The 20294-nt window shown below is 68.1% G+C and carries 18 protein-coding genes; 7 read left to right on the plus strand and 11 right to left on the minus strand.

The window, feature by feature from the left end:
- The first annotated feature begins 1 nt into the window (after position 1).
- Positions 2-1180: an aminotransferase class V-fold PLP-dependent enzyme gene (locus tag ACFVJ5_RS26150; protein ID WP_379223903.1), complete on the plus strand. Its 1179-nt coding sequence runs from the start codon at positions 2-4 to the stop codon at positions 1178-1180.
- On the opposite strand, the gene ACFVJ5_RS26155 is transcribed toward ACFVJ5_RS26150, so the two are convergent.
- Positions 1170-1730 carry a TetR/AcrR family transcriptional regulator gene (locus ACFVJ5_RS26155; RefSeq protein ID WP_379223905.1) on the minus strand — a complete coding sequence of 187 codons (561 nt, stop codon included), beginning with the start codon at positions 1728-1730 and terminating at the stop codon, positions 1170-1172. The genes ACFVJ5_RS26150 and ACFVJ5_RS26155 overlap by 11 nt on opposite strands.
- A gap of 98 nt (positions 1731-1828) precedes the next feature.
- On the opposite strand from ACFVJ5_RS26155, the gene ACFVJ5_RS26160 reads away from it, so the two are divergent.
- Both ACFVJ5_RS26160 and ACFVJ5_RS26165 read left to right on the plus strand, forming a co-directional pair.
- Complete coding sequence (locus tag ACFVJ5_RS26160; RefSeq protein WP_379223907.1) at positions 1829-2578, plus strand: lysophospholipid acyltransferase family protein; 750 nt, start codon at positions 1829-1831, stop codon at positions 2576-2578.
- Positions 2579-2607: 29 nt separating this feature from the next.
- Entirely contained in the window at positions 2608-4251 is a 1644-nt protein-coding gene (locus tag ACFVJ5_RS26165) for a fatty acyl-AMP ligase (RefSeq protein WP_379223909.1), read from the plus strand.
- A gap of 176 nt (positions 4252-4427) precedes the next feature.
- On the opposite strand, the gene pth is transcribed toward ACFVJ5_RS26165, so the two are convergent.
- Both pth and ACFVJ5_RS26175 read right to left on the minus strand, forming a co-directional pair.
- On the minus strand, positions 4428-5006 hold the full coding sequence (pth, locus tag ACFVJ5_RS26170; RefSeq protein ID WP_266293272.1) for an aminoacyl-tRNA hydrolase: 579 nt from the start codon (positions 5004-5006) through the stop codon (positions 4428-4430).
- 23 nt (positions 5007-5029) lie between these two features.
- The gene (locus ACFVJ5_RS26175) at positions 5030-5653 is read right to left on the minus strand and encodes a 50S ribosomal protein L25/general stress protein Ctc (RefSeq protein ID WP_378664381.1); all 624 of its coding nucleotides are present in this window, start codon (positions 5651-5653) and stop codon (positions 5030-5032) included.
- A 482-nt stretch (positions 5654-6135) separates the two neighbouring features.
- Here ACFVJ5_RS26175 and ACFVJ5_RS26180 point away from each other — a divergent pair, with 482 nt between their 5' ends.
- Positions 6136-7776 (plus strand): peptide chain release factor 3, encoded by a 1641-nt coding sequence (locus tag ACFVJ5_RS26180; protein WP_379223911.1) that lies wholly within the window; start codon positions 6136-6138, stop codon positions 7774-7776.
- Positions 7777-7796: 20 nt separating this feature from the next.
- Here ACFVJ5_RS26180 and ACFVJ5_RS26185 read toward each other — a convergent pair whose 3' ends face one another.
- Complete coding sequence (locus ACFVJ5_RS26185; protein ID WP_378636353.1) at positions 7797-8321, minus strand: nuclear transport factor 2 family protein; 525 nt, start codon at positions 8319-8321, stop codon at positions 7797-7799.
- Positions 8322-8603: 282 nt separating this feature from the next.
- Positions 8604-9476 carry an Abi-alpha family protein gene (locus ACFVJ5_RS26190; RefSeq protein WP_378636031.1) on the minus strand — a complete coding sequence of 291 codons (873 nt, stop codon included), beginning with the start codon at positions 9474-9476 and terminating at the stop codon, positions 8604-8606.
- Between the two features lie 404 nt (positions 9477-9880).
- Here ACFVJ5_RS26190 and ACFVJ5_RS26195 point away from each other — a divergent pair, with 404 nt between their 5' ends.
- Together ACFVJ5_RS26195 and ACFVJ5_RS26200 are read left to right on the plus strand one after the other, a co-directional pair.
- The gene (locus ACFVJ5_RS26195) at positions 9881-11095 is read left to right on the plus strand and encodes a hypothetical protein (protein WP_379223913.1); all 1215 of its coding nucleotides are present in this window, start codon (positions 9881-9883) and stop codon (positions 11093-11095) included.
- Complete coding sequence (locus ACFVJ5_RS26200; protein WP_379223915.1) at positions 11086-11931, plus strand: Abi-alpha family protein; 846 nt, start codon at positions 11086-11088, stop codon at positions 11929-11931. Before ACFVJ5_RS26195 ends, ACFVJ5_RS26200 begins: the two co-directional genes overlap by 10 nt.
- On the opposite strand, the gene ACFVJ5_RS26205 is transcribed toward ACFVJ5_RS26200, so the two are convergent.
- Positions 11928-13718, minus strand: a complete 1791-nt coding sequence (locus ACFVJ5_RS26205; protein WP_379223917.1) for an ABC-F family ATP-binding cassette domain-containing protein — start codon at positions 13716-13718, stop codon at positions 11928-11930. The genes ACFVJ5_RS26200 and ACFVJ5_RS26205 overlap by 4 nt on opposite strands.
- Before the next feature lie 198 nt (positions 13719-13916).
- Entirely contained in the window at positions 13917-14852 is a 936-nt protein-coding gene (locus ACFVJ5_RS26210) for a 4-(cytidine 5'-diphospho)-2-C-methyl-D-erythritol kinase (protein WP_379223919.1), read from the minus strand.
- Positions 14853-15005: 153 nt separating this feature from the next.
- On the opposite strand from ACFVJ5_RS26210, the gene ACFVJ5_RS26215 reads away from it, so the two are divergent.
- Positions 15006-15212, plus strand: coding sequence for a heavy-metal-associated domain-containing protein (locus ACFVJ5_RS26215; RefSeq protein WP_379223921.1), 207 nt, complete (start codon positions 15006-15008; stop codon positions 15210-15212).
- A 347-nt stretch (positions 15213-15559) separates the two neighbouring features.
- On the opposite strand, the gene rsmA is transcribed toward ACFVJ5_RS26215, so the two are convergent.
- From rsmA to ACFVJ5_RS26235, 4 genes are all read right to left on the minus strand, one after another.
- Positions 15560-16444 (minus strand): 16S rRNA (adenine(1518)-N(6)/adenine(1519)-N(6))-dimethyltransferase RsmA, encoded by an 885-nt coding sequence (gene rsmA, locus ACFVJ5_RS26220; protein ID WP_379223923.1) that lies wholly within the window; start codon positions 16442-16444, stop codon positions 15560-15562.
- A 34-nt stretch (positions 16445-16478) separates the two neighbouring features.
- Positions 16479-17630 carry a lipase family protein gene (locus tag ACFVJ5_RS26225; protein WP_379223969.1) on the minus strand — a complete coding sequence of 384 codons (1152 nt, stop codon included), beginning with the start codon at positions 17628-17630 and terminating at the stop codon, positions 16479-16481.
- Between the two features lie 118 nt (positions 17631-17748).
- Complete coding sequence (locus ACFVJ5_RS26230; RefSeq protein WP_379223924.1) at positions 17749-18894, minus strand: alpha/beta fold hydrolase; 1146 nt, start codon at positions 18892-18894, stop codon at positions 17749-17751.
- A 197-nt stretch (positions 18895-19091) separates the two neighbouring features.
- Entirely contained in the window at positions 19092-20219 is a 1128-nt protein-coding gene (locus tag ACFVJ5_RS26235; RefSeq protein WP_379223926.1) for a transglycosylase family protein, read from the minus strand.
- Between the last annotated feature and the right edge of the window lie 75 nt (positions 20220-20294).

Consider the following 20294-nt stretch of genomic DNA (forward strand, 5'->3'; position numbering starts at 1 on the left):
CATGCTTGACCTCGCCGCGATCAGAGCCGACACCGCAGGACTTGCCAACGGTCAGGTCTTCCTCGACAGCGCCGGATCGTCGCTGCCGCCGAAGATCGTCCTCGACACGATGATCGCCCACTTACACCGCGAAGCCGAGATCGGTGGCTATCGGGCGGCTAACGAGCGCCTGGACGATCTCGCCGCGGTGAAGACCTCGATCGCGACGCTCATCGGCGCCACGCCCGACACCATCGCCCTCAGCGACAGCGCGTCCCGGTCATGGGCCGATTTCGCCTACTCGGTACCGCTGCGCCCCGGCGACCGGATCCTGATCTCCGGCGCCGACTACGCCAGCAACGCGATCGCCGCGCTCCAGCGCGCGAAGCACACCGGCGCGGTGGTCGAGCGCATTCCCAGCGACGACACCGGCCGTCTCGACACCGACGCGCTCGCCGACATGCTCGACGAACGCGTGCGGCTGGTTTCGCTCCAGCACGCCCCGACCAACGGCGGCCTCGTGAACCCGGTCGCCGAAGCCACCCGAATCGCCCACGAAGCCGGTGCGCTGGTGCTGCTCGACGCCTGCCAGTCGACCGGCCAGCTGCCCATCGACGTCACCGAACTCGGGGTCGACGCCATGTCGACGACCGGCCGCAAGTGGTTGCGCGGCCCCCGCGGCACCGGATTCCTGTATGTCCGTTCCGAATTGGCGCAGACGATGGAACCGACCCGCCTCGACCTGCACAGCGCCGCGTGGGTCGGTCCCGACGAATACCGCCTGGCCGACGACGCGGCCCGTTTCGAATTCTGGGAGTGCGGTGTCGCCGCCCGCCTCGGCCTCGGCGCCGCTGTCGACTACCTGCTCGCGCAGGGCCCTGACGAGGTCTACGCGGCGGTGGCCACCCGCGCCGAGTACCTGCGCAAGACCCTGCCGGAACTGCCCGGCGTCACCGTGCGCGATCTGGGCACCGAGCACAGCGGCATCGTCTCGTTCACCGCCGACGGCCACGATCCGGAACAGCTGCGCGATCGGCTCGCCGAGCACACGATCACCGTCACCGTCAGTCACGCGGGCTCCACCCTGCTCGACATGTCCGAGCGCACCCTGCCCGCCGTGCTGCGGGCCTCCCCGCACTGTTTCGTCAGCCCGGCCGACCTGGACCGCTTCGTCGCGACGCTGGCCGAGCTCACCCGCTGAGCCCCGCGAGGTGCTCGCGGACGATCCGGTCCGCGAGCACCCGCGCGTCCTGATCGGGCGCAACGATCTCCAGCGTCCGGTTGACGGCGATCGTCGCCAGCCCGTGCACATTGGTCCACAGGGCCAGCGCGCGCTGCGGCGCCGACTCCGGCGCCACCGCCGCGACCAACTCCACCACCTGCCCGTACAGCGGCCGCGTCGTCGCCCGCAGGTTCTCGCCGGAGCCCGCCAGCAGATCGTGGCGAAACATCAGCGTGAACATCTCGGGCCGCGACACCGCGAAATCCACGTAGTCGACGGCCATTCGACGCAACCGTTCACGCGGGTCGTCGATCGTGGCGAGCACCGCGAACCGCTCGATCAGCTCCCCGAATCCGCGTGCCGCGATCGCCGCGAGCAGCGCCGCGTGGGTGGGAAACCACCGCCGCGGCGCGCCGTGGGAGACACCGGCGGCCCGCGCGATCGCACGCAGCCCGAGTGCGCCGAAGCCGTCGGTCTCGAGCAGATCGACACCGACGTCGACCAGGCGCTCGCGCAACGGTTCAGGCATACCGGCAATTCTGCACACCAGCTCGCAGAGCTTCGCGGTCGCATGCGTAGACAGTGTCTACTAGTCTTTCGTAGACACTGTCTACGAAGGGTCTGCCCATGTGGTACCTGTTGTGCAAATACGTCCTCATCGGCCCGGCGCTGCGCCTGCTCGGACGCCCGCACGTCGAAGGGCTGGAGCACATTCCACGCACCGGCCCGGTGATCATCGCGGCCAATCATCTGGCCTTCATCGACTCGCTCTACCTGGCTCTGGTGATCCCCCGGCCGCTCACCTTCCTCGCGAAGCAGGAGTACTTCACCGGCGCGGGGCTCCGGGGACGATGCAAGCGCTGGTTCTTCTCCGCCGCGGGCCAGGTACCGGTGGACCGAACCGGCGGCGACGCGGCCGCCGACGCGCTCGCGGCGGCCACCGCGATCCTCGATGGCGGCGGCGCCTGGGCAATTCACCCGGAGGGCACACGATCACGGGATGGCAGGGTCTATCGTGGTCGCACCGGGGCGCTGCGCGTTGCCATGGCCACCGGGGCACCGGTGGTGCCTGTGGTCCTGGACGGTACCGATCGCATGAATCCTCGCGGTCGGAAACTGTTGCGTTTCACCAAGGTACGCATCACCGTCCACCCCGCGAGGCACTATCCCGCAGCAGTTCATCACGCCCAGGTCAGAGCGGCAACGGACCTGCTGATGCGGGAAATTGCCACGTTATCGGGTAGACCATATGTAGACCGCTACGCAGCCACCTTCGCTGTCCAGGGCGCAACAGCAGGGGTGCTGGAGTGTCAGCCCGGGTTAACACGCGCGGGGCGGGGCGGGATTTCTTGTTGGGAGTGCAGAGCACGGCCGTAACCGATCGTTGGCGTAAAGGGAGACCGACGTTGAGCAGGTTCACCGACGAAATGTTTGGCACAGCGTTGACCAGCCCCAAGGGGCTGGTCACCGGAGAGCCGGAGGCACCACTGCGGCAGACCTGGGGGGAAATTCACCGTCAGGCGCGGCGGATGGCGGGTGGTCTCGCGGCCGCCGGGATCGGGCACGGCGACGCTGTCGGCGTGCTGGCCGGCCTGCCTGTCGACATCGCGCCTGCCTGCCAGGCCATCTGGATGCGTGGCGCTTCCATCACCATGTTGCATCAACCGACGCCACGCACCGACCTCGCGGTCTGGGTGCGTGACACCGAAACGGTGCTGCACATGATCGACGCGAAGGCTGTCGTCCTCGGCGCGCCGTTCGCGGCCGCCGAGCCGGTGCTGCGGGAACGCGGGATCATCGTGGTGCCGATCGAGGAGCTGCACCAGGGTGTCGATACCGATCCCGTACCGACCACCGAGGGCGACATCGCGTTGCAGCAGTTGACCTCTGGGTCGACCGGATCACCCAAGGCGGTCCGGATCACCCACGGCAACTTCAACACCAACGCGCACGCGATGTTCAACCGGGTCAAATTCCAGCTCGACGACGACGTGATGATCAGCTGGCTGCCGCTGTTCCACGACATGGGCATGGTCGGATTCCTCAGCGTGCCCATGCAGTTCGGCGCCGAGGTGGTGTGCGTGACACCGCTGGACTTCCTTGCCCGGCCACTGCTGTGGGCCGAGCTGATCGACAAGTATCGCGGAACAGTCACCGCCGCACCGAATTTCGCGTACTCCCTGCTGGCCCGGCGCCTGCGTCAGGCCGAACCGGGCACCATGGATCTGTCCAGCGTGCGCTACATGTGGAACGGCGCCGAACCCGTCGACCCCGACACCATGATCGCCCTCGCGGCGGCGGGAAATCAGTTCGGGCTCAATCCGATGGCACTCACGCCGGTGTACGGCATGGCCGAGACCACCCTGGCCGTATCGATTCCCGACCCCGGCAACGGGCAGGTGCTCGATGTGATCGATGCCGACCTGCTCGAGGTTGTCGGCAAGGCGGTACCGATCGCCGAGGACGGCCACCACGGCACCCCGCGCAGGCTGCCGACGCTGGGTCACCTGGTCGACGATCTGGAGGGACGCGTCGTCGACGACGAACGTCAGCCGCTGCCCGTTCGCTCGGTCGGTGTCATCGAATTGCGCGGCCCCGCTGTCACTTCGGGCTATGTCACCGTCGACGGCTTCCGCCCCGCCCAGGACCCCGACGGCTGGCTCGACACCGGCGACATCGGCTACTTCACCGAAGACGGCCTGATGGTGGTGTGTGGGCGCATGAAGGACGTCATCATCATGGGCGGGCGCAACATCTACCCCACCGATATCGAACGAGCCGCACTGCGCGTACCGGGCGTCCGCCCCGGCAACGCGGTCGCGGTGCGCCTGGACGCGGGGGAGAAACGCGAAAGCTTCGCGGTGGTGGTCGAATCCAACGATCACCAGGACGCCGACGAGGTGAAGCGCATCGAGCGGGAGATCGTCCACGAGGTCTTCGCCGAAGTAGGCTCGCGCCCCCGCACGGTCGCCGTCCTCGGGCCGGGAGCCCTGCCGAAGACCTCCTCCGGCAAACTCCGACGCTCTGCCACCGCGGTGCACTTGCGCTGACACCACGACCAACCCCGCACATCCCGACCCCGAGGAGGGATCGCCGACGACGTCGGCGGTTCGCGCCCGTCCCGTCGATCAGGTGCCGTTGCGTAGGCGACGAAGGAGCAAGCAACGGTGCCTGATCGACGGGACCGCCGGGGGCGCGAACTCGAGCGCGCCAGCGCTCCAAAGACTCAGTGCAGGTTGTTCTGGGCCGCTTCCAGCCCGACCTTCAAGAGCAGCTCCACCGCGTCGGCGGCCTGCTCCACGATCACCGGAACCTCTTTGCGCTCCGGCGCGGCGAAGGGCTTGAGGACGTAGTCGGCCGGATCCTGTCGACCGGGCGGGCGTCCGATCCCGATCCTGGTCCGCAGATATTCCTTGGTGGTCAACGCCTGCGAGATCGACCGCAGCCCGTTGTGACCACCTTCGCCGCCGCCCTGCTTGAGCTTGAGCGTCCCGAACGGCAGATCCAGCTCGTCGTGGACCACGATCACCTGATCCACCGGCACCGAGAAGAACTTCGCCAGCGCGGCCACCGGCCGCCCGGACAGGTTCATGTAGGTGCGCGGCTTCGCGATGAGGATCTGGCGTCCGTCCAGTCGCGCCTGGAGCAGGTCGGCGCCGGACTTCTTGTGCACGGCAAAACGGCCGCCGACGCGCTCGGCGAGCACATCGGCGACCAGGAAGCCCACATTGTGGCGGGTGCGCTCGTACTCGGGGCCGGGGTTACCCAGTCCGACTACGAGCGCGGGCCCGGAGGATTCGGTCATTGCCCGAATCGTAGTGCGCGGTCTTACTCGGACTCGGGAGCGGTCTCCGCGGTCTCGGTGTCGGCGGCGGTGCCTTCACCCTCGTCGTCCATCTGCGAGGCGGACGGCGCTTCGATCACGTTGACGATCAGCGCTTCCGGGTCACCGGCCAGGGTGACGCCCTCGGGCAGCGCGATGGTGCCGGCCAGGATCTGGGTGCCGGGCGCGATGCCGTCGACCGAGACCTCGATGGTCTCGGGCAGGTTCATCGCGTCGGCCTCGATCGACAGGGTGTTGAGTTCCTGGGTGATCAGGGCGCCGGAGACGGCATCGCCGGTGACGACGACGTTGACGTCGGTGGTGACGCGCTCGCCACGCTTGACGATCAGCAGGTCGGCGTGCTCGATGTAGCGACGGATCGGGTGGACGACGACCGACTTGGTCATCGCCAGCTGCGGCTGGCCGTCGATCTGCAGGTTCAGGATGGCGTTGGTGCCGTGCAGACGCAGGATCGCGGCGAACGCCTTGGCGTTCAGCGACAGGTGCTGCGGCTCGGCGTGGTGGCCGTACAGCACGGCGGGCACGTTGCCGTCGCGACGGGTACGGCGAGCGGCACCCTTACCGAATTCGGTGCGGACGGCGGCTTCGATCAGATTGGCGTCGGACATACTGAATGCGCTCCTACGGCTGGTCATGGGTGACCCAACTCCGGGGTCAAGGTCTACTCGTCGGACGAAAGAACGAACGAGGACGGCCCAAACAACTCAGCCGAGCCGCGTCGATCACGGTGTGCGCACCAAACGGGCACTCACCCTCGCCGAGACAACCCGCCAACCATACCGCATAGCAATCCGCGATCTAAAACCGCCATGACCGCACTCCGAACCCCGCACCTGCGACCCCTAGGGAGCAGCGGCCACAGAGTGGCCGGTCGCGGCCGGGTCGCCGGTTAGCCGCCGGGGCGTACGCGACGAAGGAGCAAGCCCCGGTGGCTAACCGGCGGCCCCCAGGGGCCGCGACTCGAGCGCGCCAGCGCTCCAAAAAACACAGCGTCAAACCTCCTGGGACTACCGAACAATTGATCCCCCCTGTGACCACCCCTTCAGCCCCTCGTACCCTGGAAAGGCTGCCCCCACCGAAAGGCTCCCCTTTGTCCGAGTCCGGAGAGAACGTCGCCCCCACCCCCCGCGGGTTGCCCGCCGAGGTGGCCCGTCGGCGCACGTTCGCCGTGATCTCGCACCCCGACGCGGGTAAGTCGACGCTCACCGAAGCGCTGGCCCTGCACGCCAGGATGATCTCCGAGGCGGGCGCCATCCACGGTAAAGCCGGTCGCAAGTCGACGGTGTCGGACTGGATGGAAATGGAGAAGGCGCGCGGCATCTCGGTGAGTTCGACCGCGCTGCAGTTCAACTACCGCGTCGCCGGGTCCGATATCGACAATGTGATCAACCTCGTCGACACCCCCGGCCACTCCGATTTCTCCGAGGACACCTACCGGGTGCTCACCGCCGTCGACGCCGCGGTGATGCTGATCGACGCGGCCAAGGGCCTCGAACCACAGACGCTCAAGCTGTTCCAGGTGTGTCGTCACCGCGGTATCCCGGTGATCACCGTGATCAACAAGTGGGACCGGCCGGGTCAGGCCCCGCTCGAACTGCTCGACGAGATCAGCGAGCGGATCGGCCTCACGCCCACTCCCCTGTTCCTGCCGGTCGGCATCGCGGGCGATTTCCGCGGCCTGCTGCGTCGCGGACCGGAAGGCGAGGCGGCCGAGTACATCCACTTCACCCGCACCGCCGGTGGCGCGACCATCGCACCCGAGGAATACCTGACCGCCGACGAAGCCGAGGCGCGCGAGGGTGAGGCGTGGACGACCGCGGCCGAGGAGAGCGAACTGCTCTCGGCGACCGGACAGGACCACGATCAGGAGATGTTCCTGGCGGGCCAGACCTCGCCGGTGATCTACGCCTCGGCGATGCTGAACTTCGGTGTGCGCCAACTGCTCGAGACGCTGGTGGAGCTCGCGCCCGCGCCCGGCTCACGCGAGGACGTGACGGGCAAGGAACGCACGACCGGTGACCCGTTCAGCGCGGTGGTGTTCAAGGTGCAGGCGGGCATGGACACCGCCCACCGCGACCGGCTGGCGTTCATGCGGATCGTCTCCGGCGAATTCGAGCGCGGCATGGTGGTGACCCACGCGCAGACCGGTCGCCCGTTCGCCACCAAATACGCGCTGACGGTCTTCGGCCGCGAGCGCACCACGGTCGACACGGCCTACCCCGGCGATGTGGTCGGTCTGGTCAACGCCACCGCGCTCGCGCCGGGCCACACGCTGTTCGTCGAGAAGAAGGTGGAGTACCCGCCGATCCCGAGCTTCGCGCCCGAACATTTCGCGACGCTGCGCGCGCAGAGCGCGGGCAAGTACAAGCAGTTCCGCAAGGCCATCGACCAGCTCGATTCCGAGGGTGTGGTGCAGGTACTGCGCAACGACGCCCGCGGTGACGCCACCCCGGTACTGGCCGCGGTCGGTCCGATGCAGTTCGAGGTGGTGACCGCCCGGATGCAGGGCGAGTTCAACGTCGAGACCCAGCTGGACTTCCTCCCCTTCACGCTGGCGCGGCGCACCGACGCGGAGTCGGCGCCCGAGCTGGATCGCCAGCGCGGGGTCGAGGTGTTCACCCGCACCGACGGCGTGATCCTGGCGCTGTTCAGCGACAAGTGGCGGCTGCAGTACATCGAGAAGGAACACCCGAAACTCACGCTGGAACCGCTGGTCGCGACCGCGGACTGACGCTGTCTGGGTCGGGAGGGTCAGGCGGCCGGTCCGGGATTGCGTTCCACCGAGGAGATGTGGTTCTCCTGCGCGATCATTCCCCAGCGGCTCGCGGTGAGCCGCAGGCTGGGTAGATCGCTGAGCGAGAGCACTACCTCGTAGGTGCGCTCGTACCCGGTGTGCGAGATGCGCCAGTGCCCGTCCTCGCAGCGCACGTAGCTGTCGGTATAGAAGGCGGCGCCGCGCAGGCACATGTTGTGCTCGGGGATGATCACCGTGTCGGCCAGGTACCAGGTGCCGCTGGCGGTGTCACCGTCGACATCTATCTCGGGGTGGTCGCAGCGATGCTCGGTGATCACGTGTGGCCCGAGGGTGTTGCGCAGGAAAGCCAGGAAGGCCTCGCGCGACTCGAACTGCAGATATTCGCTGTAGGTGGCGGTGGCCTCGGGGACCAGTGTGTCGGCGAACTCGTCCCACGACTTGGTGTCCAGGCTGCGCAGGTAGCGGTACTTCAACCTGCTGATCGCGATGAGGTCGTCGGGGTGATCCGGCGGGCGCTCGATCGGTGCGGGCTGTTCGTCGTCGTCCGACGGCGCTGACGCCATCCAAGCCTCCCCCGGGTCCGACCCGACGACCAACGGCTCGTCCTCGCCGGGCAGCAACGGCACAGGCCCTGTCCACGCGGACGCGACAGGTTCGTCGACGTCCACGTTCGGTGATTCCGGGCCCTGCTCCATCTCTCCACGATCCCACCAGAAACGGCTCGCCGCCCGTTCTGTATCAGATCGCTATCACTGCCGACACCGGAGTGTGACCTCCGGCGCCGGCTGTCCCGGCTGTCTGGGCTACCCGATGGTGAAGCAGGTGCGGCAGAAATCCTCGCCGAATTCCGAGAGACGCAGGCTCTTGCGCACGATCTTGGGCGCGCGGCCCGCCTTCTTGAGTGCGTGCTCCACGACGGGTTGCACTTCCAGCACCATGTACCGGCTCAGCACCACCGGATCGTCGGAGGTGAGCGTGAGTCCGAGCCGGTTGAGATTGATCAGGTAGGACCGAGCGCGGTCCGGGTAGCGCACGCCCGCCTGTTCGGGAACCGAGGTCAGGTCGCCCTGCACCAGCTCCGAGCCGATGCCGAGCGGACGGTTGGTGCGCACGTCGACCGAGGGTTGCGGGCCGTTGAGGGCCATGAAGCGCAGGATGCGGGCCTCGTCGGGAGCGACCTCGTCGAGGATGCGGTCGTAGGCCGGGTGCACGTCTTCGGTGAAGTACACGTCGGCCGAGCGGGCCAGCAGCGCGTCGCCGCGTCGCCGCAGGTCATCGGTAGTGGCCGAGCGCAGGTACGGGCCGACGGTGATGGCCTGCTGCGACGCGCCGTTCGGTGTCGGCACGTAGCTGACGATCTCGCGCACCGACCCCTCGGTGACGCCGAGTGCGCTGCGCGCGATGGAGCGCAGGGCATTGCCGGTGCGCTCGGCGATATCGGCGGAGGATTCGCCGTCCAGCGCCGCCTGCGCCAGTTCCTTGGTGACCTCGTAGGTGGTGCCGACAGCCCACTGACTGCCGCGCACCGCGGTACCGGCGGCCAATCCGGCGGCGCGGAAGACGCCACGGATCAACCGTGCTTCATTACTGATCTGTCGCTGCTCGACATCCGAGCTGCGCTCGACGGCGCGGGTACCGGCACGGGCCAGGTCCTGTCCGGTCCTGTCGTCTGTCACGTCCTACTCCGAAGTCTCGCCATGTGAACAGTGCCACCACCCACCGCGCGTCCCCTCTGCACGGTATTTGTGGCCTGTCACGAAAGGTGGTGGTGGTCATTGTGTCCGACTCGCCAAGGCGAGTACGCCATTCGGGACAGGTTCTGTGACTGATGTCTCAGACACTACCCTGTGGCCTGACGCACGACGAATGGACCCAGTTCCTCATCTCACAGTAGGGTCACCTCGCCGCGGGGGTGATAAATTTTGGTTCTCGGTGAGGCGGTGGTCACCGGGTATCGGCAGGAGGGCGTGTCGTGTTGGAGAGTGTGTTCGGGTTACACCCGACACTCCTGCTAGAAATTCTGACCATTCCTCTTTTCACAGGAATTATCGGCTACATAACCAACTGGTCCGGCATTCTCATGCTGTTCCAGCCGATCAAATTCCATGGATTCCGACTGCCTGGTTTGCGCGCGGTCTTCCCTTATCTACCCAAGCGGATCCAGGTGTTGCCGCTGCTCAGCTATGACGGCCGGATCGGCTGGCAGGGCATCGTGCCCTCGCGCGCCGACAAGATGGCCAGCATCGCGGTCGACAAGGGGCTGTCCAAGCTGGGCAGTGTCGCCGACTTCTACCGCGAGCTCGACCCGGAGAAGCTGGCCGAACATCTGGCCGAGGTGGCCGACGCGCAGATCCGCGACATCGTCGAGGTGATCCTGCGCCGCGAGCATCCGCAGCTCTGGTACAACCTGCCTGTTCAGGTCAGGGAGATGATCCATCAGCGGGTGCGCTCACAACTGCCCGAGATCCTGCGCGACCTCACCATGGAGCTCGGCGCCAATATCGATCAGCTGCTCGATGTGAAGCAGATGGTGATCCGCTACTTCCAGGCCCGACCGCAATTGCTCAACCAGCTGTTCCAGGTGCTCGGCGCCAAAGAACTGCGATTCATGCAGAACTTCGGCTTCTATTTCGGCGCGCCCTGCGGGCTGCTGCTGGTGCTGGCGCTGCACACCACCGGGCTCTCGGCGCTGGTCGTACTGCCGGTCGGCGGGATCATCATCGGCTGGGTGGTGAACTGGATCGGGATCAATATGATCTTCGCGCCCGCCACACCGAAGTGGTGGTGCCCGTGGCGGCAGGGTCTGCTGATCAAGCGCCAACCCGAAATCACCGCGGGATACGCGGCATTGGTGTCCACCGAAGTCGTCACGGTGGCCAACATCGGCGACGAGCTGCTCAACGGCCCCCGCTCGGACCGGACCCTGCAGATGCTGGAGGACACCCTGCGCCCGGCCGCCGACCGTGCGCTCGGGCCCGCGCGGCCCGCGGTGAAATTCATGCTCGGCAGCCGCGAATACGACACGCTGCAAACAACTCTCACCACGCAGGCCATGACGATCGCGCCCATGGCGTTCGCCGACCCCGCGTTCAATGCTCAGCAGAGCAGGCAGGTCAACGATTACATCGCCCGGCAAATGTCCGCACTTTCCCCCCATGACTTCGTGGACATGCTGCGCTCGGCGATCAAACAGGACGAATGGTTACTTTTCGTCCATGGCGGCGCGCTGGGACTGCTCGCCGGATACGCTCACATCCTGGTCTTCGGAACAGGAGTAGCGACGACATGGATGTAGACGACGGGACCCCGTCCACCGACATGGTGCGACGATCGGTACCGCCGCTCGAGGTATCCGCCGACAGGCGTGGCCTGCTGCCCGTCTCCCCGGTGCGCACGGTTCGGGCGGCGACCGGGGTGGCTCGGGTCGCGCTGACCGCCGCCTCGGGAATGACGCTGTGGACCCTGGACACCGCGCTCGGGGTGACCGTCACGGTGTTGCGCGGCAGCATGGCGGGCAACCCGCCCAACGAGGTACTCGCGGAAGCGGAAACCGAAGTGCGCGACCGGCTCCGGCACGCCCTCGGCCTGCCGACTGGTGCCGAACACCACCGGGAGGACGGCACGCCGACCCTGCGTGAGCAGGGCGCCGAACTGCTGCGCCTGTCCGCCAGCACCACCGCCGCGCAGCCCGATACCCATCCGGCCTACCCCGGCATCCTCGCCGAGATCACGCCGGACGAGGCACGGATCCTGCGCTTCCTGCACGTCGACGGACCGCAGCCCGCCATCGATGTGCGCACCGGGCGGCAGCGGGCGTTCGGTGGCGAGCGGTTGATCAGCGGACTCACCATGCTGGGCGACCACGCCGGCCTGCGGTTTCCGAACCGGGTGCCGCAGTACCTGCCCAACCTGCGCAGGCTCGGGCTCATCGAGTCCACCCGCGAACCCGTCGGCAACCCGCACCGCTACCAGGTCATCGAGGCCCAGGAGCAGGTGCGCGAGGCGATGAAGCGCCCCGGTTTCGGGACGAAGGTGAGCTACCGCAGCATCCTGCTCACCGAATTCGGGGCCGACTTCGTCCAGACGTGTTTACCGGTCGTCATCAACGACGGCCGCGAAACCGCGACCTAGCTCTCCCCGAGCTCCGCGAGTTCCATCCAGCGCTCTTCCGCTGCTTCCTTTTCGGCGACGACAGCCTTCAGCTCCGAACCGAGCGTCACCAGCTTGTCCGGGTCGGTCGCGGCGTCGGCGAGGGCGGCATGGAGTTTCTGTTCGCGCTCGTCGAGCTTGGCGATGCTGCGTTCGACCTTCGACAGTTCCTTGCGGGCGGCGCGGCGGTCGGACGAGTCCGTCGAGGTGCCACCGGTCTTCGCGGTGAGCGGCTTGGCGTTGCCTGCCATGGTGGCGCGCTTGGCGAGGTAGGAATCGATGCCGCCGGGCAGGTTGGTGAGTTTGCCGTCGCCGAACAGGGCCCAGGTGGAGTCGCAGATGCGCTCGACCAGATAGCGGTCGTGACTGATGACCACCAGCGTGCCCGCCCAGTTGTCGAGCAGATCCTCGAGCTGCTGCAGGGTGTCGATGTCGAGGTCGTTGGTCGGCTCGTCGAGCAGCAGGACGTTCGGTTCGGCCATCAGGATGCGGGTGAGCTGCAGGCGACGACGTTCACCACCGGAGAGGTCACCGACCGGGGTGCGCTGGCGGGCCGGGGTGAAACCGAGCCGTTCGGCGAGCTGACCGGCCGAGATCTCCTTGTCGCCGAGCATGATTCGCTGCGCGACCTGCTGCACGGCTTCGAGCACCCGCATATCGGTGGGCAGGTCGTCGAGTTCCTGCCGCAGCCAGCCGATCTGTACGGTCTGACCCTGGATCCGCTTGCCCTTGGCGGGTTCGGTCTCCCCGGCCAGCGCGCGCAGCAGCGTGGTCTTGCCCGACCCGTTGACGCCGACCAGGCCGACCCGCTCGCCCGGCGCGAGCCGCCAGGTGAGGTCGTCGACCAGCACCCGGCCGTCGGGGGTGGTGAGGGCGGCATCCTCGAGTTCGATCACCACGCGGCCGAGGCGCTTGCGGGCGAACGCGGCCAGCGAGACCGAGTCGCGCGGTGCGGGCACATCGGCGATCAGTGCCTCGGCGGCCTCGACGCGATAGCGCGGCTTGGAGGTGCGGGCCTTGGCGCCGCGCCGCAGCCAGGCCAGCTCCTTGCGGGCCAGGTTCTGCCTGCGCGACTCCGAGGCGTCGGCCTGCCGCGCGCGTTCGGCGCGGGCGAAGATCCAGTCGCCGTAGCCGCCCTCGTAGACCTCCACCTTGCCGCCGACGACCTCCCAGGTGCGGTTGGCGACGGTGTCGAGGAACCAGCGATCGTGGGTCACGACGACGAGCGCGGTGCGCCGGGCGACCAGGTGTTCGGCCAGCCACTGCACACCCTCGATGTCGAGGTGGTTGGTCGGCTCGTCGAGGACCAGCAGGTCCAGGTCGCGCACCAGCGCCGCCGCCAGGGCGACGCGGCGGCGTTCGCCACCGGAGAGGTTCGTGACGAGGGTGTCCAGGCCGAGATCGGCGATGCCGATGCCTTCGAGGATCGAGCGCACGCGCGAGTCGGCGGCCCACTGGTGGTCGGCGATGTCGGCGGTCGACAGGTCGTCGGACAGCCCGGCGAACACGATCGACCCGATGCTGGCGCCCTCGGGCAGCACGCCGCGCTGGGTGACCACGGCCATCCGCAGGCCACCCACTCGGCTCACTCGGCCCTTGTCGGGCGGCTCCAGTCCGGTCAGGACCTCGAGCAGCGTGGTCTTACCGCCACCGTTGAGGCCCACCACCCCGATCCGTTCCCCCGCGTGAATTCCGAGGGAGACGTCATCCAGCAGCGGCTTGACGCCGAAGCTCTTGGAGACCTGTTCCAGGTTGATCAGGTTGGACATAGGTGTAGCCTGTTCCGCCTCCCCGCGACTTCTGGCCAGACTCAGGCGCGGGGAGGCGGTGCGTCGGCGGCCTACGTTGGATTGCTGGATCAGTGGGCCCGTCCCCGGCGAGTTACCCATGTCCATACGAGATCTGTTACTTGCGATCATAGAGGACCGGCCGTCGGCCGCTCTGGCCCGCCACCGCGGCCGGGCCCATCAGCGTTTGGACGACGCCTCGGCGTCGAGCACTCGCGCGCCTGGAACCGGCCCGCTCGCGGTACGCACGCTGCGACACACGCCCGCGCCTGCCAGCTCCGCGGCGACACCGATCGCGGCCTCCTCGGACTCGCAGAGGAAGGCGCAGGTGGGGCCGGAGCCCGAGACCAGCCCGGCCAGGGCGCCCGCGCCGACGCCCGCGCGCAGGGTGCGGCGCAGTTCCGGCTTCAGCGAGAGGGCCGGGGCCTGCAGGTCGTTGCCCAGCAGCGGCGCGAGGGTGTGCGGGTCGCCCGCGGCCAGTGCCTGCATGAGTTTTTGGGGGTCGCCCAGGCGGGGCGGCTCACCTTCGGCGCGCAGCCGGTCGAGTTCGCGGAAGACCGACGGGGTGGACAGACCCTCCTTGGCCAGCGCGAGGACCCAGTGGAAGGTGTTGCGCGACAGCACCGGAAGCAGGCGTTCGCCGCGGCCGGTGCCCAGCGCGGTGCCGCCGTGCAGGGAGAACGGGACGTCGCTGCCGAGTTCGGCGGCGATCGTGGACAGTTCCTCACGGGTCAGCCCGAGGTCCCACAGCTCGTTCAGCCCGACCAGGGTCGCGGCCGCGTCGGCACTGCCGCCCGCCATGCCACCGGCCACCGGGATGCCCTTGGTGATGTCGATCTCGACCAGCGGGGCACGGCCGGCCAGATGCGCCAGGCGGACCGCGGCCTTCCAGACCAGGTTGGTGCGATCGGTGGGCACCTCGGCGGCGCCTTCGCCGCTGACCCGCACGGAGAGCGAGGCCGAGGGAGCCAATCGGAGGTCGTCGGCGAGGGACAATGCCTGGAAGACGGTGGTCAGGTCGTGGTATCCGTCCGGGCGCAGATCAGCGACTCCGAGATGCAGGTTCACCTTCGACGGAGCTCGCACGACGACCGGGCTGGGCACAACTGACAGCACGATTACCCAGCGTAATAGGTTCCACCGACTAGTACGCACGTCGAATGCCCGGCACCCGATCGAGGGGTTGCGTCAGGTACCCTTGGGGGGTATGTTCATTCGTGTCGGGGACATACCCCTGGACCGTATGTTCGAAGAGCGAAGGAGTCGGCCATGGCCACCACCACCTACACCGTCACGGGGATGACCTGCGGACACTGCGTGAGCTCGGTCAAGCAGGAGATCGGCAAGATCGACGGCGTCACCGGCGTGGATGTCGACCTCGCCAGCGGCCTGGTTCGCGTCGACAGCGCGGGCGAACTGGCCGACACCGAGGTAGCCGCCGCGGTCGACGAAGCGGGCTACGCGCTGAGTGCCTGACTCCACCCCTGCTGGGCGAGCAGGCGCCGCGCGCGTCCAGCTCGCCCAGCATCGACCGAGTCCGTGACTACGCCCCCGTTCACCGTGGGTTCACCCATATCAGGACGTGTCACGAATCATCCACAATGTCATCCACATCCCTCCCCAGACGTGATGGAGGGCGGATTTCCGGGTTCCACCGGGAGCGTCACCCGCGGATCATGATCAACTCCGGATGCGGCGAAAACCGGTTGTCCACAATTGCTTTCACAGGGGCGCCACACCCCGCGCCGGTGAACGGCCGGTGTACTGCGGGTTCTCCTGCGGGAGCCGCAGATTCGTCGAGCGGGGCGGACCGCTCGCGCCGATCAGGTCGTCGCAGCCAACCGGACGAACGCCGCCGTCTCCAGGGTCTCGCCCCGTGCCGTCGGATCGATCCCGGCGGCGACGAGCCTGCGCTCGGCCTCGGCGGGCGAGCCGGCCCATCCGGACAGCGCCGCCCGCAACGTCTTTCGCCGCTGCGCGAACGCCGCGTCGATCACCTCGAACACGCGCCTGCGATGCGCGTCGTCCATCGGCCACGGCGGTTCGGCGTAGCGGTCGATCCGCACCAGACCCGATTCGACGCGCGGCACCGGCCAGAAGACCTGCGTTCCCACGTGACCGGCCCGCCGGACCTTTCCGAAGAAACCCGCCTTGACACTCGGCACCCCGTACACCCGGTTCCCCGGCTCGGCGGCAAGCCGGTCGGCCACTTCCGCCTGGACCATCACCAGCGACACCATGATGCTGGGCAACGTCGCGAGCAGGTGCAACAGCACCGGCACGGCCACGTTGTACGGCAGGTTCGCCACCAGCGCGGTCGGCGCCGCGGGCAACTGCTCCGGACGCACCCGCAGTGCGTCGGCCTCGACCACGCGCAGACGCTCGACCAGGCCGGGCGCGCGATCGGCGACGGTTTCGGGCAGGTAGTTGGCGAGCACGGGATCGATCTCGACGGCGACCACCTGGTCGACCACGTCGAGCAGCGCCAACGTCAGCGAGCCGAGACCCGGGCCCACCTCGAGCACGGTGTCGCCCGCGCCGACACCGGCCGCGGACACGATGCGCCGCACGGTATTGCCGTCGTGCACGAAGTTCTGTCCGAGCTGCTTGGTGGGTCGGACGCCGAAACGTTCGGCCAGGGTCCGCACCTCGGCGGGACCGAGCAATGCGGCACGGCTACCTCGAGCGGAATTCTCTGGTTCGGACACTGCTAGAACCTACCAACCTCGTTGATCGGGCAGCTCAGCGCTGTGTCGGGGCGGCGTTGACGCGCGCGAGGAAACCGTCGATGGCGGCGAGCTGCTCGGGCGAGACCGAGCCGTGCTGGCCGGTGCCGGTGACCACCTGCTGGTCGACGCCGTTGGCCGCGAACTGGGCGACCAGCGCCGCGTGCAACGGGGACGGCACGATCGTGTCGGTGACGTTCATCGTGAGCAGGATCGGAGCGTCGTAGCCGCTGGTCGGCAGCATCATGTACGCGGCGAGGGGGTCACGCAGCGGGGCGAGCGGGCGCGCCAGGAATTCGGCCGAGGTCACGCCCTTGGTCGCGGCGATGATCTCGTCCAGGCACTGGGTGCCCGCGTCGTCGACGAGCGCCTTGCCGCGCTCGGTCAGATAGGAGTCCACGTCGAGTTCCGGGTGGGTGGCGCGCAGCCCGGCCAGGATGCTGACGATGAACGACGTAGTGCCCGAAAGGCCGGGCACCGAGGGAACATCGGGCCCGAGGAACGGCAGGATCTTCTCCACATCCGAGGCCGCGTCGATCGCGGCCGTGCCGCGGAAGTCCAGTTCGGGAGCGTATTCGGCCTGCACATGTGCCGCGCTCAGCGCCGCGTGACCACCCTGGGAGGTGCCCGCGGCACTCCAGGTCCGCGACAGTTCGGGGCTGGCGGCGCGGGCGGCACGCACCAGGTCGATCGTCGCGGTCGCCTCGCTGCGCACCTCGAGATACGGGTGGGGACCGGTGTCGAAACGGCCGAGCCCGAGGTAGTCGGGGGTGACCACGGCGAAGCCCTGGTCGACGAATCGCTTGATCAGCCGGTCCTCGGCGGCGCGGTGCACGGGCAACGGCCCGGTCTCCGGGTCGGCCTGACCACCGCATCCGGGGCCGGAACCCGAGGTGCCGTGGTCGTAGGCCACGATCGGCCAGCCACCGGCCGGTGCGTCACCTTCGGGCAGGAACATCGCGCCGCTGGCCGGGCGCTGGACGCCGGCCGAGTCGGTCATCCAGTACTCCACCGACGAGCCACGGCTGAGCCCGTGCCAGCCCGCGGGTTCGGCCTGCACCGAGATGAGCGAACCGGGAGCCTCGGCGACGGCCGGAGCGAATCCGGCGGCGGTCACCGCACTCGCGACCAGCGTGGCGACGACGGTCGCGCGAATCGGGTTGTTCAGCACAACTCAGTCTCCCTACCAGGCGATCACGATCTTGGACGAGTGTACAGATCAGGACCGGCCGGGCTCCGGATCGACCTGAATCCATGGGGACCGATGGGCAAGGAGCGGCAGGCGATCAGTGCACCCGCGCGAGGAACTCATCGATCGCGGCCCACATCGCCGGATTCAGCTCGCAGTGACTGCCGGTCCCGACCACCGGCGTGTAGTTCACACCGCCCGCGGTGAACTGCGCGGCCAGTGCCGCGTGCAGCGGCGAGGGCACCGTGCGGTCGGTGGCGTTGACCAGCAGCAGGATCGGCGCGTCGTAGCCGCTGGTCGGCACGGTCATGTAGTCGGCCATCACCGACCGCAGCGGCTCGTCGCCGAGCGAGCGGCTGAGCATCGCGCCCAGTGTCAGATCAGCGACCCGGTCGTCGATGGCATCCGAGCACAGGGCACCGATCTCGTCGATGACCTGGCGGCCGAGCGGGCTGAGGTAACTGTCGACCTGCGCGTCCGGGCGGGCGGCGCGCAGTCCGGCCAGGATGCTGGCCGAGAACCCCAGAATCCCGCCGCTGAGGCGATCGGGATTGCCCGGCCCGAGCAGCGTGGCCACCTTCTCCACGTCCGATTCCGGGTCGATCGCGATGGTCCCGCGGAAGTCCAGCTCCGGCGCGTAGCTCGCCTGCCGGTGCGCGGTGCCGAGCGCCGCCTGCCCACCCTGCGACATCCCCGCCGCCACCCACACCGGCGACAGATCATCACGCACAGAACGCGCGGCCCGGAGCATGTCGATCGTGGCTGTGGCCTCGGTGTCGATCCCGAGATATGGATGCGGACCGGTATCGAACCTGCCGAGCCCCAGATAATCCGGCGCGACGACAGCGAACCCCTTCGACACCAGATACCGCAGGAAAACATCCTGCCCCACTTGCGATTCCGGCCACGGCGCCCCCGCCGGATCCGACTGTCCCCCACACCCCGCCCCCAGCCCGGTAGTCCCGTGGTCATAGGTGACAACAGGCCAACCACCCGCGGGCGCGACGCCGGTCGGCAGATACAGCGCACCGCTGGCGGGCTGCGACACACCCCCGACCCCACGCGTCCAGTAGTCGATGACCTGAGCCCCCGACATCCCATGGAACCCGTCCCCCTGCGGAACAACCGCGATGACAGTCCCCGGCGCCTCCGCATGCGCCGCCGGCAGCGGCACACACACCCCGACCCCCACCGACAGAACCGCCGCGGCCGCCGAACGCCACCAGGCCGAAACCCTACGCATCACAACCACCCGTCGACTCGTCAACGACCCGACCCCCGCCGCACGAGCACAGCAGACCCGGCGAAACGAAAGCACGCTAACAGGCTGGGCTGTTCCGCCTCTGCGTGTGTCCAGCGTGTCGCCCGGAGCCCGAGTGCCAGTTCTCGGCCTCACGCCGGAGTGGAGGTGGCTGAGAGTTACCTACTGTTCTTGCGAAATCAGCTGATTCCCAGGCGTCCGGTGCACGCGGGCCAGGCACCCCAGCCCTGACGGGCCCGCGTCACCTCGGCGATCGCGATCTGCTCTTCGCGGCTGGCCAGATCAGCCCGCGGTGCGTACTTCAACCCACCCTGACGTTCCCAGGTGCTCTGATCGAACTGAATACCGCCGTAGTACCCGTTGCCGGTGTTGATCGCCCAGTTCCCCGTCGACTCACACTTCGCCAGCGCATCCCACACCGCACCGTCACGCACCGGCGGAACCTCGGTTCCCGGCTTGGCGCCCTTGCGGATCGTCTTGTTCTGCGCGGGGGTGATCACATTCGAATGCACCTGCACGCGTGAGGCTTCGACCCCGTTCACCATCCTGACCGCGAACGTCGCCTCGTGCAGACCGGGCATGCCCGGGTTCTCCACCACGGTGCGGCTCATGTTCATGGTCACGTCCTCGATCACCGTTTCGGTGGGATCGAGCGGCAGGGTCTCGGTGCGCTGTTCGGTGCGCTGCCGGGTGACGACGACCTGCATGCCCTCGGCGAGCGGGGTCGTGGCGGCGGGCTCGGTGAAGTCCTCGTCCTTCAGCGGAACGCCCGCGGCCGTGAGGAATTCACCGATGGTCGCGGCGGCGAGGCGCACATCGACCGGGGCGGCGCCGCCGTCGACCAGCGAGATGTTGCGCGGGGTGTACACGCTCAGCGCCGCGCCGGCGAGGGGCAGCTTCTCGGTGCGCGAGGGCAACACGTGGGTGTCGGACGGGATCTGCATCGACGCGAGCGCATCGCCCGCGGTGGTGCCGGTGGTCCACACCTTGCGCTCGACACCGTCGACGGTGACCGTGATCTCACGGCCCCGGTTGAAGGTGATGGTGGCGCCGTCGCCGACCTTGGCGCTCGCGGCGGGGATCACCTCGTCGTGTTCGGCGATCTCGTAGCCCGCGTCGGCCAGGATGGCGCGCACATCGCGCGACATCGTCGAGAGTTCGGTCCGTTCGCCGTCGATGACGATCGCGACCGTCTTGTGGTTCACGATGGCCAGCGAGGCGCCGACGAGAAGAATCAGCAGCATGGCCGCCACCGCTGCGAACAGCAGCGGTGAACGTGACGAGTTGATCCGCGCAAAAGCTGACATGATTACAGGACGATAACGACGTGGTGCGCGGTAGACAACACCAGGCCGCCCGAACAGCGGGATCGTAGATCACAA

The sequence above is a fragment of the Nocardia sp. NPDC127606 genome (assembly GCF_042671725.1).
In the GTDB taxonomy this organism is placed as follows: Bacteria; Actinomycetota; Actinomycetes; order Mycobacteriales; family Mycobacteriaceae; genus Nocardia.

Coding starts and splice junctions, on each gene's coding strand:
- ACFVJ5_RS26150 (WP_379223903.1), top strand. CDS start 2: ATGCTTGACCTCGCCGCGATCAGAGCCGACACCGCAGGACTTGCCAAC.
- ACFVJ5_RS26155 (WP_379223905.1), bottom strand. CDS start 1,730: ATGCCTGAACCGTTGCGCGAGCGCCTGGTCGACGTCGGTGTCGATCTG.
- ACFVJ5_RS26160 (WP_379223907.1), top strand. CDS start 1,829: ATGTGGTACCTGTTGTGCAAATACGTCCTCATCGGCCCGGCGCTGCGC.
- pth (WP_266293272.1), bottom strand. CDS start 5,006: ATGACCGAATCCTCCGGGCCCGCGCTCGTAGTCGGACTGGGTAACCCC.
- ACFVJ5_RS26175 (WP_378664381.1), bottom strand. CDS start 5,653: ATGTCCGACGCCAATCTGATCGAAGCCGCCGTCCGCACCGAATTCGGT.
- ACFVJ5_RS26195 (WP_379223913.1), top strand. CDS start 9,881: ATGCTGTTCCAGCCGATCAAATTCCATGGATTCCGACTGCCTGGTTTG.
- ACFVJ5_RS26200 (WP_379223915.1), top strand. CDS start 11,086: ATGGATGTAGACGACGGGACCCCGTCCACCGACATGGTGCGACGATCG.
- ACFVJ5_RS26205 (WP_379223917.1), bottom strand. CDS start 13,718: ATGTCCAACCTGATCAACCTGGAACAGGTCTCCAAGAGCTTCGGCGTC.
- ACFVJ5_RS26215 (WP_379223921.1), top strand. CDS start 15,006: ATGGCCACCACCACCTACACCGTCACGGGGATGACCTGCGGACACTGC.
- ACFVJ5_RS26230 (WP_379223924.1), bottom strand. CDS start 18,894: ATGCGTAGGGTTTCGGCCTGGTGGCGTTCGGCGGCCGCGGCGGTTCTG.
- ACFVJ5_RS26235 (WP_379223926.1), bottom strand. CDS start 20,219: ATGTCAGCTTTTGCGCGGATCAACTCGTCACGTTCACCGCTGCTGTTC.